At 38.1% G+C, this 13,431-nt stretch carries 15 protein-coding genes and 2 pseudogenes; 8 read left to right on the plus strand and 9 right to left on the minus strand.

Annotation, left to right across the window (positions count from 1 at the left end):
* Positions 1–56: 56 nt before the first annotated feature.
* Together ABC346_RS05225 and ABC346_RS05230 are read left to right on the plus strand one after the other, a co-directional pair.
* Positions 57–857 carry a hypothetical protein gene (locus tag ABC346_RS05225; RefSeq protein ID WP_413233849.1) on the plus strand — a complete coding sequence of 267 codons (801 nt, stop codon included), beginning with the start codon at positions 57–59 and terminating at the stop codon, positions 855–857.
* Positions 858–897: 40 nt separating this feature from the next.
* Positions 898–2,136: a M20 family metallo-hydrolase gene (locus ABC346_RS05230; RefSeq protein WP_413233850.1), complete on the plus strand. Its 1,239-nt coding sequence runs from the start codon at positions 898–900 to the stop codon at positions 2,134–2,136.
* Positions 2,137–2,192: 56 nt separating this feature from the next.
* On the opposite strand, the gene ABC346_RS05235 is transcribed toward ABC346_RS05230, so the two are convergent.
* Positions 2,193–2,543 (minus strand): DUF4260 domain-containing protein, encoded by a 351-nt coding sequence (locus ABC346_RS05235; protein ID WP_260048514.1) that lies wholly within the window; start codon positions 2,541–2,543, stop codon positions 2,193–2,195.
* Complete coding sequence (locus tag ABC346_RS05240; RefSeq protein ID WP_413233851.1) at positions 2,540–2,968, minus strand: MerR family transcriptional regulator; 429 nt, start codon at positions 2,966–2,968, stop codon at positions 2,540–2,542. The genes ABC346_RS05235 and ABC346_RS05240 overlap by 4 nt, the downstream gene beginning before the upstream one ends.
* A gap of 212 nt (positions 2,969–3,180) precedes the next feature.
* On the opposite strand from ABC346_RS05240, the gene ABC346_RS05245 reads away from it, so the two are divergent.
* On the plus strand, positions 3,181–3,579 hold the full coding sequence (locus tag ABC346_RS05245; RefSeq protein ID WP_017798524.1) for a VOC family protein: 399 nt from the start codon (positions 3,181–3,183) through the stop codon (positions 3,577–3,579).
* Between the two features lie 187 nt (positions 3,580–3,766).
* Here ABC346_RS05245 and ABC346_RS05250 read toward each other — a convergent pair whose 3' ends face one another.
* The gene (locus ABC346_RS05250; RefSeq protein WP_017798523.1) at positions 3,767–4,654 is read right to left on the minus strand and encodes an SDR family oxidoreductase; all 888 of its coding nucleotides are present in this window, start codon (positions 4,652–4,654) and stop codon (positions 3,767–3,769) included.
* A 120-nt stretch (positions 4,655–4,774) separates the two neighbouring features.
* A complete protein-coding gene (locus ABC346_RS05255) occupies positions 4,775–5,743 on the minus strand; it encodes an L-lactate dehydrogenase (protein WP_413233852.1) in 969 nt (322 codons plus the stop codon).
* Between the two features lie 606 nt (positions 5,744–6,349).
* Here ABC346_RS05255 and ABC346_RS05260 point away from each other — a divergent pair.
* Both ABC346_RS05260 and ABC346_RS05265 read left to right on the plus strand, forming a co-directional pair.
* The gene (locus tag ABC346_RS05260; protein WP_017798520.1) at positions 6,350–6,658 is read left to right on the plus strand and encodes a PadR family transcriptional regulator; all 309 of its coding nucleotides are present in this window, start codon (positions 6,350–6,352) and stop codon (positions 6,656–6,658) included.
* A 20-nt stretch (positions 6,659–6,678) separates the two neighbouring features.
* Positions 6,679–7,881, plus strand: coding sequence for a chromate transporter (locus ABC346_RS05265; RefSeq protein WP_413233853.1), 1,203 nt, complete (start codon positions 6,679–6,681; stop codon positions 7,879–7,881).
* Between the two features lie 71 nt (positions 7,882–7,952).
* Here ABC346_RS05265 and panC read toward each other — a convergent pair whose 3' ends face one another.
* Both panC and panB read right to left on the minus strand, forming a co-directional pair.
* Positions 7,953–8,804 (minus strand): pantoate--beta-alanine ligase, encoded by an 852-nt coding sequence (panC, locus tag ABC346_RS05270; RefSeq protein WP_413233854.1) that lies wholly within the window; start codon positions 8,802–8,804, stop codon positions 7,953–7,955.
* Complete coding sequence (gene panB / locus ABC346_RS05275) at positions 8,801–9,613, minus strand: 3-methyl-2-oxobutanoate hydroxymethyltransferase (protein ID WP_413233855.1); 813 nt, start codon at positions 9,611–9,613, stop codon at positions 8,801–8,803. Before panB ends, panC begins: the two co-directional genes overlap by 4 nt.
* Before the next feature lie 102 nt (positions 9,614–9,715).
* Here panB and ABC346_RS05280 point away from each other — a divergent pair, with 102 nt between their 5' ends.
* The gene (locus ABC346_RS05280; RefSeq protein WP_413233856.1) at positions 9,716–10,573 is read left to right on the plus strand and encodes an oxidoreductase; all 858 of its coding nucleotides are present in this window, start codon (positions 9,716–9,718) and stop codon (positions 10,571–10,573) included.
* 118 nt (positions 10,574–10,691) lie between these two features.
* Positions 10,692–10,775, plus strand: a complete 84-nt coding sequence (locus tag ABC346_RS05285) for a putative holin-like toxin (protein WP_413236513.1) — start codon at positions 10,692–10,694, stop codon at positions 10,773–10,775.
* 88 nt (positions 10,776–10,863) lie between these two features.
* Here ABC346_RS05285 and ABC346_RS05290 read toward each other — a convergent pair whose 3' ends face one another.
* Positions 10,864–11,679 carry an ABC transporter ATP-binding protein gene (locus ABC346_RS05290; protein WP_413233857.1) on the minus strand — a complete coding sequence of 272 codons (816 nt, stop codon included), beginning with the start codon at positions 11,677–11,679 and terminating at the stop codon, positions 10,864–10,866.
* Positions 11,676–12,317, minus strand: a pseudogene (locus tag ABC346_RS05295) (FecCD family ABC transporter permease); the annotation flags it as partial. The gene ABC346_RS05290 and the pseudogene ABC346_RS05295, both read right to left, overlap by 4 nt.
* Between ABC346_RS05295 and ABC346_RS05300 the strand changes: the two are divergent.
* A pseudogene (locus tag ABC346_RS05300) lies at positions 12,312–12,683 on the plus strand (hypothetical protein); the annotation flags it as partial. The pseudogenes ABC346_RS05295 and ABC346_RS05300 overlap by 6 nt on opposite strands.
* A gap of 182 nt (positions 12,684–12,865) precedes the next feature.
* Here the strand turns inward: ABC346_RS05300 and ABC346_RS05305 are convergent.
* Positions 12,866–13,360: an MBL fold metallo-hydrolase gene (locus ABC346_RS05305; protein WP_413233858.1), complete on the minus strand. Its 495-nt coding sequence runs from the start codon at positions 13,358–13,360 to the stop codon at positions 12,866–12,868.
* Between the last annotated feature and the right edge of the window lie 71 nt (positions 13,361–13,431).

Genomic DNA, 13,431 nt, shown 5'->3' on the forward strand with positions numbered 1-13,431 from the left:
GAACAAGTGAGATTAATATTGTTTGATTAAGTGAGAATAGCTTAAGGAGTGGTAAGTTGTATTGGTTTAGAAAAGATGATTATTCAAAAAATGTACTTATTAGTCTATTGATTATTAGTATTCTATTAATTGTACAGGGATGCGATATAAATAATGAGCAAGACATTAAAACTGCATCTGACCAAGTGTTTGATTTGTTTGAAGAAGAAGACGGTAAGCCGATGAAAATAAAAGATTCAACAGACCAAGCGGAAATTAATTTAGCACAAGAAGCCATTGATAACATTGAAGTTGATTCAAGTAATGATGGGTATGACGAGAACGAGGCGATTATTTTTAATCTTCAATCGGCAATCACGAATGCACAAGTTCAACTAAAGGAACGTGAGGGTATAAATACCTTGGACCAACCGGAAAATAAAAAACAGAATAAGGGTGAACATGTTAAAGAAGTCTTCGGAGATTATGAGACTAGAAACAATGATGTAGTATTCAGCAATAATCAATTAAGAAATAAAGATATATTAGATGAATTTATGAAATCTGCAGGTGAGAAAGGCGAAAAAAATGAAAGTGAAATAAAAGAAATCAGAGTAGTGAAAGAGGACGGCTCAAATGGTATCCTCGTCTATGATTTAGTATCCAGATATGATGAAATTGCAGATCAAAGATGGATTGATGTTATGCCGGATCTAAGCAATTTTATTGCACCAGAAAATGAACCACGTGATGTATTTAATATACGTCAACAATGTGGCTATATGACACGGAATGAAGAGACCGGGTATTATGTCCTGCGGGAATGTACCACACATTGGGAATATCCGTTGTTTCCAGTCACCAATAATGAAGGATAGAACACTATAGCTTACTACCTTAAAGAGGGAGAGAATCACCATGATCAACTGGCTAGAAGAAAAGTTATGTGCATTAAATGTAACATCATCAATGAATCAATCGGAAGGATTCACACGACTAGGCTATTCCGTTGAAGAAAAACAAGCACACGCGCAGTTTATAAAAATTGCGAATGAACTCGGTATGCAAACGTCTGGAGACGAAGCGGGGAATCAATGGGCAGTGTGGAAAGTGGATGAGCAAGCTCCAACGATCGGACTCGGTTCCCATTTAGATACAGTATATAACGGAGGAGGTTATGATGGAGTCGCTGGTGTGCTGTGTGCATTAGCAGCAGTGAAGACATTACAAGAAAAGCAAATTACTCCGAAAAAGAATATCGCGATTATCTGTTTTGCATCTGAGGAATCGGCACGTTTTAGTGTTTCTACTCTAGGTAGTAAAGCAGTGTCGGGAGAGTTAAACAAACAGGCGATTGAAACTATTTCTGATCAGGACGGCAAGACTATCAAACAAGCAATGGAACAGTCGGGCCTGAACTGGGAGACGGTGCAACAAGCAGAGCGCACGGAGACAGATTTGGAGCAGTTCCTCGAATTACATATTGAACAAGGTAAAATACTCGAAGATCAGGGACTAGACATCGGTATCGTTCACGGTATTGCTCGCCCAATTCGTCTAATAGTACGCTCAGAGGGAATGGCAAATCATACAGGGACAACCCCGATGAATAATCGTCAGGATGCGCTTGTCGCGATTGCTCCACTTATCACTTTTGTCGAAGAAGAAGCTTCTAAAATGAATGAACGAGGAGGAGCAAATATTGTAGCGACAATCAGTGTGGCGAATGTGAAGCCCAATGCGATGAATATGATTCCTGGAGAAGTCGAGTTAGGAATTGATATTCGCAGTACGGACAATGAGTTGAAACAAGAGCTTTTTGACTCCATAAACGAGTTTTGTAAAGACGTAGAGAGAAAGAGAGACGTAGCAATAACGATTACAACGCTTGTGAAGGATGCATCTGTCCAATTAGATAAAGACATGCAAGACAAGCTATCTGCAGTAAGTAAGTCATTAGGGTTTAAAACAATTTCAATGGATAGCGGTGCCGGTCATGATGTGATGAATATGGCATTGAAATGGCCGAGCGGATTAATTTTTATCCCTTCTTATAAAGGAATAAGCCACCATCCAGATGAATTTACAGAAACAAAGGATTTAGCCAATGGAACAAAAGTGATTGCAGCTTATTTGGAATCAGAAGTGGTTGGTTAACATAAAAAAGATAGATGTAGCAGAAAAATGGCTCATCTATCTTTTTTATGCAGAATTTAAATCTCTTGAATATGTGTATGCTTAAATTCATCTGGGTACTTCAACCCGTAGCCAAAACAACGATCCATAAAGATATGTGCAACCCAAATGATAGATAATGAAAGTAATAAATCTATCGCAAAGAAGATGGAACAAAAGATAAGTAGTAACGGCAGTATCAGGCTATGTCCGATGTTATAAATCATTGCACCTATCTTATTGTTCACTGTATATCCAATCATAGAAATATCAGGAATGAGTAAAAATACAAAAAACATCCAAATCGGAAAATCGAGCTGGCTATACATATAAAATGAAAATACAAAAGCAATTCCATACTCAATATGAACAATCTGTTTATTCGTCATCTTATTCTCCTTGCTTGAGTGTCTGTGAAAAATCCTAGCATTAATTCCTCGATGACACCTTGATTTCTTACATATTTATCTTCGTCAATTAGATCTTTGATTTTATGCACTACTTGCAATGCTTTTTGATAAAACTGAATGTTTTCTTCAAGACTAATTATTTTTTCGCCTAATAACGATACGGTGGAAACATTACATTCCGTTGATATAGGTTGGTCTCTTAACTGGAGTAATTGTTGAATCTCTTTTATGGTAAAACCTAATTGCTTTAATACAATAATAAACTGTAGCTGTTTCTCGCATTCTTCATTATATTCTCTGTAACCATTCTCTCGTCTTTTTGGTGTTAAGATGTTTTCTTTTTCGTAATAACGAATTGTATCAGCTTGAATTTGATATTTTGTAGCAAAGTCTTTAATTTGCACGCTCACAGCCCCCTATATCAACATAACATTGGATTAAACTCCAAGGTCAATAGTGAAAATATAAAATGTTCTTTCAAATATTATTACCATTATAATAGAAAACGAGGCGAAAAAGGATACCACAGACCAGGTAGTAGCAATCTAAAAGAAATTAATTCATCTTTTTTGTAGTAAAATATAGTCTATTATTATCGAGAAAGGAGAATGAATACATGATTACCCAAGCAGCCCAAGTTTCTATCTTAGTGAACAACATTGAAGAAGCAAAGCACTTTTATACTAAAAAATTAGGATTCATTGTTCGAGAAGAATTAGAATTTTCACCTGGATGGAAGTACGTGACCGTTTCACCAGATTTTACAAATGAAACAAGGCTAGAATTAGTCAAAGCCGAGACACCAGAGCAAGAAGAGATGATTGGTAAACAAGCCGCCAACCAAGTCTTGATTATGTTTTTAAGTGATGATATAGAGAAGGATTATTGTGAACTGAAAGCACGTGGTGTGATATTTCATGGTGAACCAAAACCAGTTCCTGGTGGAAAGGGCGTAGGTTTCGAAGATTTATATGGTAATGCCTTTGACCTATATCAACCAGATACCAATGAATGATAGGATACAACTGTATTACAAAGGCGTTCTTCTTTAAAACATTATTAAAAGTGATATCTCGTTATCCGTTAGCATTATAAATAACAGCTCTACATGGTCATCCATCATCCGGAATACCATAAAAAAGTACACCACTGTAAAAAGTGATGTACTTCATCCGTTTGATGGGATATTAGTCAACAAATATTTAGTTCGCACGCATTCCTCCAGTTGCACTAAATACATGTCCAGTAGCATAGCTTGCATGTTCTGAAGCAATGAACACATATAGTCCACCTAGCTCCGCTGGTTGTCCTGCACGACCTAAAGGTGTCGCCGGGGTTTCTTTACCGAACTTCGGAATATTCTCTTGCAGCTGACCACCGGATATTTGCAGAGCAGACCAGTAAGGGCCGGGCGCGACGGAATTAACACGGATTCCTTTGGAACTTAATTGTTTGGCTAAACCTTTGGTGAATCCAATAATGGCACTCTTCGTTGGCGCATAATCCATTAGAATTGGTGAGGGATCATAGCCTTCCACCGAAGAAGTGGTGATAATTGAGCTTCCTGCTGGCAGGTGCGGAATCGCTTCTTGAACCATCCAATACATGGAGAATACATTCGTTTGGAATGTGGATACTAATTGTTCTGTTGAAAGTTCCGTGATATCCTCTACAGCTTGCTGTTCTCCGGCAACCATCACTAACGTGTCCAATCCGTCTAATTCTTTAATAGCACTGTGTATTAACGAGCGGGCGAAATCTTCATCTCGTAAGTCACCAGGAAGTAATACTGCTTTTTGACCAGCATCTTCAATCAGCTCTTTTACTTCTAATGCGTCTGGTTCTTCTACAGGGAGGTAGTTAATCGCAACATCTGCTCCTTCCCGAGCATAAGCGATAGCGGCAGCTCTTCCAATACCAGAGTCACCGCCTGTAATTAATGCTTTTCTCCCCTTTAGTTGTCCCGATCCTTTATAAGTTTTTTCCCCGCAATCAGGAATAGGTGTCATTTCTCTTTGAATACCTGGTTGTTCTTGAAATTGTTTTGGAAAGTCTTCATTTGTATATTTCGTTCTTGGATTTTGTGGCATATGGATTGCATCCTTTCTTGAATTTGTACGTATAGGTTATTTTCCCATGTATACCAGAAAATTAAACATCTATCACAAAAAAGGCCTATCCAATACCTTATGATTACATCCGTACTATTTTTAAACATGTATGGCTTGCATTGCTGGTTCGTAAATTCCCTGAAGTGTCTGAACGCTATGGTTAAATTTCTTCTGTTCTTCTTCATTCATTGGAACTTCTATTATTTCACAAACACCGTTTCTGTTAATAATCGTTGGAACCCCAATACATACATTGTTTACATGATACTCGCCTTGAAGAAAAGTGCTAGTGGTTAAAATGCTATGTTCATCTTTTAAGATTGCTTCCGTTACACGGACGAGACTCATCGCAATGCCATAAAAGGTAGCTCCTTTTTTCTGAATGATGCGGTATGCAGCATCTCGAACATTAATAAAGATGTCATCTAAGTCTTCTTTTTTATATGATTCACTTCGTTTAAGATACGTAAGAAGCGGTACCGTTCCTATAGTCGCTGTGCTCCACAATGGGAGTTCCGTATCTCCGTGCTCACCGATAATGTAAGCATGAATATTTTTTGGTGATAGATGGAAGTATTCTCCTAATTCATAGCGCAGCCTTGCTGTGTCAAGTGTAGTCCCACTTCCAATCACACGATGAGGAGGTAGCCCACTAAATGTTATGACTGCCTGGGTTAAGACATCGACGGGATTTGTAGCAATTAGAAAAATACCATTGAATCCGCTATTCATCACATCAGCAACAATTTCTTTAAAGATGTTCATGTTTTTTTCTACAAGGTCTAGGCGAGTTTCCCTAGGCTTTTGGTTCGCTCCAGCGCAGATACAAACGATATCGGCTTCCCTACAATCTTCGTACTCTCCTAACCATACATTGGTTAATGATGGGGCAAAGGCTTTTCCGTGATTTAAATCCATTACATCACCTAATGCTTTATCTGCATCTAAATCAATAATTGCTAATTCTTCCGTCACGCCTTGATTCATCAATGCAAATGCATAACTAATACCAACCGATCCACCACCTATGAGTACCACACGATTCACTGCTTGTTGATTTGTTTTCATCCACATCACACCCTTATCGTTTAGAATATGAAATATCTTCCATATTTATATTGTGAATCATTTCACAAATACTGTCAATATAAATTCTGAAATTTAAAAAATCATTTTGGTGTTCTACAATTGAAGCGCAGATATTTCTGTTATTATGCAATGACAGTACAGTTATTCGAGATAACTATTATTATAAGGAGCTAAGTTGATGCGAATTAATAATTTCACATAGTTAATAGAGAACATTTTTAAAAACCAAAACGAAGCCTGAATATCGGAAAAAGTAGTAAATAGCCCATCACGGAACAGCCATTATCCCGAGCCCCGACCCGTCCCAGCAAACATTTGCCGTAACATGTGCGGTAAACTCTTTATAAAATTCTACCTGGTCTTTTTCGGAGCGGAAAACGAGATAAGCTTTCATTACAATTTAGATTTATATATATTATAATTTAAACTAATTCATATTTATTTTACGCTTATAACTTATATACGATTCTTTTGTTAAGTTTTTGTAAACTAACTTTTTTGTAAGAAGTATATATGTTACTATCATTATTGAGTTTCGATAACGAATTTCGATATCGAAACTCACACACTATTGGAGGTATCATTTTGGAGGATAGAGTATTACGAAAGCTGTTTCTGGGGTTTATACACATTCATATATTACACCATGCGAATGAACACCCGGTTTTTGGGTTATGGATGTTAGAAGAATTAAGAGAGCATGGATATAGTATAAGTGCGGGAACACTTTATCCTATTCTACATTCGATGGAAAAAGACGGACTACTTTTAAAAGAGGATCGGAACGTCGAAGGAAAGATTAGAAAATATTACACAGCAACAGATAAGGGAGTAGTAATTTTACAAGAGGCAAGAGAAAAAGCATATGAACTCTTTAAAGAAATCAAAGACTAACGAAAAGGAGTATATCATATATGGGTTATAAGCAGAGTGAAAAATCCTCATTCAAAGCGTTGTTGGAAATACTATTCATTTCCACTCGTTTAGGACTAACCTCTTTTGGTGGGCCAATAGCACACCTCGGTTATTTTCATGAAGAGTATGTGAGAAGAAGGAAGTGGATGGATGAAAAAAGTTACGCCGATCTTGTTGCGTTAGCGCAGTTTTTACCAGGTCCAGCTAGTAGTCAGGTGGGGATTGGAATAGGTGTAATGCGCGCAGGTACCTTAGGCGGGATAGTATCTTTCATCGGATTCACGTTACCATCGGTGATTGCGTTAGTCATTTTTGCTTTGTTGATGCAAAGTTTTAATGTAGGTGAACTCGGATGGATACACGGATTAAAATTAGTTGCGGTTGCGATTGTAGCGCATGCAATAATTGGAATGGCTTCAAAGTTAACACCGGATCTGCAACGAAAGACAATTGCATTAGTTGCTTTGGTCATCACGCTTTTATGGCAAACGGTCTACTCACAAGTCGTTGTTATTCTGATTGCAGCAATGGTTGGTTATGTTATATATAAAACTTATAGCAATGATGTAAAAGAATCAAATACTCAGGTAAAAATATTAACGAATAAGTTTGGATTTATTTGCTTGTCATTGTTTTTTGGTTTGTTATTACTCCTTCCAATTCTAAGAGAGATCACGACATCTCATTGGGTGGCTATGTTTGATAGTTTTTATCGATCAGGTTCGCTTGTTTTTGGTGGTGGACATGTTGTACTTCCGCTATTGGAAAGGGAATTCGTACCTACCGGATGGGTGAGTGAAGAAGCGTTCTTAGCGGGTTATGGTGCTGCTCAGGCTGTGCCTGGACCGTTATTTACATTTGCTGCGTATCTTGGCGCCGTCATGAATGGATGGATCGGCGGCTTAGTAGCTACGATAGCTATATTCTTACCAGCATTTTTATTAATATTAGGTACGTTACCTTTCTGGAATAGTTTACGGAATAATCGCAAGATAAAAGGAGCGTTAATGGGAGTAAATGCTGCAGTAGTAGGTATATTAATCGCAGCCTTCTATCAGCCAATATGGACGAGTGCGGTTTTATCTCCTATTGACTTTGCTTTTGCAGCGGTATTATTTAGTATGCTTGTATATTGGAAACTTCCACCATGGGTAATTGTTCTAACAGGTGCTATTGGCGGGACATTGATCTCTTATATTTAGGAGTAAAAATAGTGGGTGGTTCATCCGGCGATGAGTCCCCACTATTTTTGTGTATGGCCACTAATACAATTTCAGTTTTCCTCCACAATAATATTATCGATCAATCGTGCTTTGGAAAATTTCACAGCCAACGATATAAAAATTCGGCCGCTGATTTGTGTTTGTTCTTTAAGCTCTGGATAGCTGTAAACAGCAACCTCTTCAATGTTTCCAGAGGTATGTTTGGTTAAATGGGTGTGAATTTCATCGATAATCACATCGCTATTTCGTTCACCCGCAGCATGTAATTCTTTAGCTTTTAATAGACTTTGATATAAATGAACGGCTTCTTGTCGCTCGTTGTCTGTTAAGTAGATGTTGCGTGAACTTTTGGCTAAACCATCTGATTCACGTATCGTATCTATGCCTTTAATGGTAATTGGATGATTAAATTCTTCCACCATCTTTTCAATAATCGCCAGTTGCTGCGCGTCTTTTTTTCCAAAATAGGCGATATCAGGACGGATAATATTAAATAACTTATTGACGACGGTTACGACACCATCAAAATGACCGGGGCGCTTGGCTCCTTCGAGTACTTCTGCCATTCGATGAACGTTTATCGACAGTTCAAGTGACTTTGGATACATTTCTTCCACACTCGGATAGAAAACATAATCGGCACCTAAAGCCTCTAATTGTGCTTGGTCATCTTCAATGGTTCTTGGATAAGCATCAAAATCCTCATTTGGTCCAAATTGCAGCGGGTTTACAAAGACGCTGACTACCGTATAATCATTATCTGCTATTGATTGCTTAACCATTTGTAAATGTCCGTCATGCAATGCCCCCATGGTTGGTACAAATCCAATCTGTTTATGATTTGCCTTCCATGTTTGACTAAGATTTTGCATTTCTTTTATGGTCGTAATTCTTCTTGTCATTCGTCTACCTCGTTCATAATTTGTTTCTTGTATGTGTATTCTTCAGAAGGAAACGCTTGTCGCTTCACCTCATCATGATAGTTTTTTAATGCCTCGACTCCAGTAGAAAAGTCACCGTATCGTTTTACAAACTTTGGCTTATGCTCGACGCCATAATTAAGCACATCATGATACACAAGGACTTGTCCATCAGTTCCAACACCAGCACCAATCCCAATTACAGGAATTGTTAGCGTCTCGGTTATTGCATGGGCGAGGTCGCTAGGAATCGCTTCCAAGACAAGCATGATCGCACCGCTTTTTTCAACCAGTTTAGCATCCTCGATTAGTTGTTTAGCTGCCTCTTTGGAGGTTGCTTGTAGTTGGTAGCCGGTGATACCGAAACTTTGCGGTGTCAATCCCAGATGGGCAACAACAGGAATCCCAATATCATGGCATTTTTTAATGACAGGAGCGGCATGCGCACCTTCGATTTTTATGGCGTTTGCATTGGTATCTCGGTATAATTCGATGGCAAGTGCTGTATCACGGCTTTCATCTATGCCGATTGTACCAAAAGGCATATCGACGACAATGTAAGTATCTTTTGCGCCGCGACGTACAGCACGTGCGTGATGCTTCATATCCTCGAGAGTTACATCAACCGTACTCTCATAGCCAAGTACCGTCATTCCTAACGAATCACCGACGAGAATCATATCTATTTCAGCAGCTTCCGCTTGCTTTGCACTCGGATAATCATAGGCAGTCAACATCGAAATTTTTTCTCTTTCATGCTTCATTCGCATGAAATCTTTCAAGGTTTTCATTTTTCGTCACCTACTATTTTTATTCTTGTACTTATTATAGAATTATCTGTATAGATAAACAATGGAGAGATATGGATTTTGTAGATAAAAAGGAGCATAGCTATGAAAACATTAGGAGTTATTGGACCAGGGGCAGTGGGTTCCGTGATCGCAGAGACACTGTTGCAAAAGGGTCATGATGTCCATCTATTAGGAAGAAATGCTGGTGAAGTACGTATCAAACGGGAAGGGCAGTTGTCGGAAGCAACACTGTTCGTAGAAGAACTGTCCAGCTTCCAATCTGTTTTGGATTATGTTTTTATCGCAGTCAAAGGAACACAATTATCGGCCATACTTCCTTTTGTAGAGAAGATCTCTCATGAAAATACGGTGACAATTATTTGCCAAAATGGCTATGGTCAACTTGAACGGATAAACATGCCACATACCTATCAAGCAGTCGTGTATATCAGTGGGCAAAAGAAGGACCAAACAATAACGCATTTTCGTGATCGAAAATTAATTTTACCTGAAAATGAAGACACAATCGCTTTACATCAATTGGTTAAGGAAAGTGATCTTGATATTCAAATTAGCCTCAATTATCTTGACGATATGTGGTTTAAGCTGATCGTGAATCTCGGTATTAATTCTGTTACTGCGTTGAGTCGAAATACTGCACGGATTTTAACGGATAAAAAGGTCAGAAACCTTTGTGAAGCATTGATTGAAGAGGGTATTACGATTGCTCGTGCGGAAGGTATTCATTTTGAGAAGTCTACCAAACAAGCCATTATGGATATTTATGATGGCTATCCACTAGATATGGGCACGAGTATGTATTACGATCTGCTAAATGGAAACCCGATCGAAATCGATTATATTCAAGGATTTTTATATCGGAAAAGTCAGCAGCACGGCTTAGATACTCCGCATGTAGATACGGTGTATAGCTTGTTGGTGGCAAGTGAAGTAGGGTGAAGAAGGTTATATACTTATTAAGTACTTAAAATAAGAATACCTGTTATTTAATTCGTGCATAAGGATTTCGTGGGTGGTGGTTCACTTCCTTTTTAAAGAAGAAAGGGGTGTGTTGCCAATGGCAGCATATGAAGCAATGGTTCTGATGATTTCTTTAAGAGCATTCATTGTAGCTATTCTGTCATTTCACAATAAGAAATAACCACCCAACGCCTGAGCTGATAGGTGGTTATTTCATCAATAAATTAGCGAGTCGCCGAACGCTTTTTTATATTGTGTGGGTATTCACTCTATACATCTTTCTCAACCGCAAAGTATTTCGGAATAATACTCTCATAAATTTCACCGTTGTCCTGATGACGAATGCGTTTTACAGGAATTTGGAAGTAATGTTCAATATTCTCTTCTGTCATAACGTCGGATACATTGCCTGTTAAAATAGGTTGTTCTTTTGCCATTAACAATACTTTATCCCCAAAATAAAATGCATGATTCGCATAATGGGTATTGATTAAACAAGCGAGGCCATGTTCCTTCACGAGTTTTTTAACCGTTTGTAAAATGACTTTTTGTTTTTGAATATCGAGATGTGATTCTGGTTCATCCAAAATCAGTATTTTTGGTTCAGAAACGAGCGTTCTTGCGATTAAGGCAAGCTGTAGTTCACCGCCACTCACACTAGTACATGGCTTGTCAGCTAAATGAAGAATACCGACCATATCGAGTGCCTGGCGCGCTGCTTGACGATCTGCTTCCGATGGTTGGGCATAGGTACGAATAAAAATCGCACGTCCCATTGTGACAAGATCCAAAATCGAGTAGCTAAACGTCATATTCGAAGCTTGGGGCACATATCCGATTATTTTCCAAATTTCTTTTCTATTAAAATCTTTAAAAGCTTTATTATCAATATATGTTTGTCCTTTTTTCCAATCTAGCAGACCCATCACACATTTTAATAATGTTGTTTTTCCAGCTCCGTTTGGACCGAGAATGGACATAATTTCTCCAGATTGTAACGTAAAGTTAATATCATTTTGATAGAGATACGCATTTGGCTGTCGCTTTTGATAGGAATAGTTTCCGTCTTTGACTTGTAAGATCATCCCCAGCCACCTCCAGTTCTCCGTAATAGATATGCAAAGAAGGGCGCACCAACAATTGCAGTTAATATAGATAATGGAATTTCTGCTGAAGTTAAGCTTCGCGCTAAGTTATCTATAATTAGTAAGTAAGTTGCCCCGATGGAAAGAGATGCAGGCAATACATATTGATTATTGCTTCCAACGATCATTCGAGCAATATGTGGAATAATTAATCCTACCCAACCGATAATCCCTGCAATCGCAACGGATGCAGATGTAATTAAGGTTGCGCCTAAAATAACCAGCCACTTCATTTTTGTAACGGAAATTCCGAGTGACTTCGCTTCCTCATCGGAAAGCGATAAGATATTAAGTCGCCAGCGTAGAACATATAGGATGACTACACCAATCAGGATTAATGGACCACCAATCAACAAATCGGAATAACTAGCGGTACCGAGACTTCCCATTAACCAATACGTGATGGAAGGGAGTTTTTCTTCGGGATCTGCTAGAAATTTCACTAGCGAGATAAGTGCTTGGAATAAAGCACTGGTGACAACACCTGCAAGTACAAGCATATATATCGGCATATCCCGTTTGACGCCACCTATTAGGAAGGTAAATCCGATTGCCGCCATTCCTACTACGAGGGAAAACAACCGTGGGAATGGCTTCCGAATCAACACTGGGAAGAGAGAGAAACAAACTTTTGGTGGTGGTTAGAGAAAGAGCCAAAAAGCGGATTGCAATTGGCTGCTCCAGAACATGATTTATTCAACTACATTACATTAAGAGATGCAACATGGCATCAGCATGGAGTGTATTGGCCGGTAGAAGGAACAGAGCGTCTAATTACAACAGAAGATAATGGAGCGGTAATGTATATCGATAAAGTAAGTACCAATGGAACATGGATTATCACTACACTGGATCCGGATTATCATTTTGGATCTTATTTCATGCCAGCTACAGAGCGATTTTTAGACGGATTTCTCCCGTTTTTAGTGAAGGGTAATATTTAATCTAGGAAATATGTTTATGTATAACCCAATAGAATATAAACAGTAGTCATCTCTATAAATAATGAGGTGCCTTTTATTATTAATTCAATAGATGCCTAATAAAAAGCCTCCAGGAAAAATAAAAAGCCTCCAGGAAAATCCTGAAGGCTTAATTAACATTGCCATTCATTTGTTAGTGTGGTTTATTGTGACTGAACAATTTGGTCATTAACAAATGCTTGTATAAAAAATAATTCATTATCATTAGGGTCCCTTTTATTTTCTAACTTAAAGGACGCTATTGCAGTTTCTAGTGAGGTCGATTTTACAACATGACTTGCTGCTGTTAGCTCTTCCCAATATATATTCATTTCATTTAAATCACATATAGATTCATGACCTAGCAGGAACATTTCGGCATCATATTTTTGAATGTCCTTGATCATAGGCAATAACAGTGATTGCTTGAAATGAAATAAAGAGTTTGTCGTTGTCCCATATGCACAATCACCTAAAAAAATCACTTTCTCATCAGGAATATAAATGATGGTAGCGTCATCTGTGTGCGTACTTTTGATTTTTTCAAGAATGCAAATTTTATTACCTAAATCAATAGTTAATGTATTATCAAAGATTACATCTGGAGATTTTAACTTAAAACGATCCCTGTTTGGCATATCGGTTTGTATAATCTTCATACACATAGCATTCATCTGATTAGTAGTCACATACTTTTGTAGTGAACGATCATCAAAGGATAGGGTTTGCC

Source organism: Oceanobacillus phoenicis (assembly GCF_047238145.1).
Lineage (GTDB): Bacteria > Bacillota > Bacilli > Bacillales > Amphibacillaceae > Oceanobacillus.

What these genes read in the sequence shown, in the direction of transcription:
- panC (WP_413233854.1), bottom strand. Translation starts at nt 8,804, where the DNA reads ATGACAAGAAGAATTACGACCATAAAAGAAATGCAAAATCTTAGTCAA.
- ABC346_RS05305 (WP_413233858.1), bottom strand. Translation starts at nt 13,360, where the DNA reads ATGAAGATTATACAAACCGATATGCCAAACAGGGATCGTTTTAAGTTA.
- ABC346_RS05280 (WP_413233856.1), top strand. Translation starts at nt 9,716, where the DNA reads ATGAAAACATTAGGAGTTATTGGACCAGGGGCAGTGGGTTCCGTGATC.
- ABC346_RS05265 (WP_413233853.1), top strand. Translation starts at nt 6,679, where the DNA reads ATGGGTTATAAGCAGAGTGAAAAATCCTCATTCAAAGCGTTGTTGGAA.
- ABC346_RS05235 (WP_260048514.1), bottom strand. Translation starts at nt 2,543, where the DNA reads ATGACGAATAAACAGATTGTTCATATTGAGTATGGAATTGCTTTTGTA.
- ABC346_RS05290 (WP_413233857.1), bottom strand. Translation starts at nt 11,679, where the DNA reads ATGATCTTACAAGTCAAAGACGGAAACTATTCCTATCAAAAGCGACAG.
- ABC346_RS05250 (WP_017798523.1), bottom strand. Translation starts at nt 4,654, where the DNA reads ATGCCACAAAATCCAAGAACGAAATATACAAATGAAGACTTTCCAAAA.
- ABC346_RS05245 (WP_017798524.1), top strand. Translation starts at nt 3,181, where the DNA reads ATGATTACCCAAGCAGCCCAAGTTTCTATCTTAGTGAACAACATTGAA.
- ABC346_RS05230 (WP_413233850.1), top strand. Translation starts at nt 898, where the DNA reads ATGATCAACTGGCTAGAAGAAAAGTTATGTGCATTAAATGTAACATCA.
- ABC346_RS05285 (WP_413236513.1), top strand. Translation starts at nt 10,692, where the DNA reads ATGGCAGCATATGAAGCAATGGTTCTGATGATTTCTTTAAGAGCATTC.
- panB (WP_413233855.1), bottom strand. Translation starts at nt 9,613, where the DNA reads ATGAAAACCTTGAAAGATTTCATGCGAATGAAGCATGAAAGAGAAAAA.
- ABC346_RS05255 (WP_413233852.1), bottom strand. Translation starts at nt 5,743, where the DNA reads ATGAAAACAAATCAACAAGCAGTGAATCGTGTGGTACTCATAGGTGGT.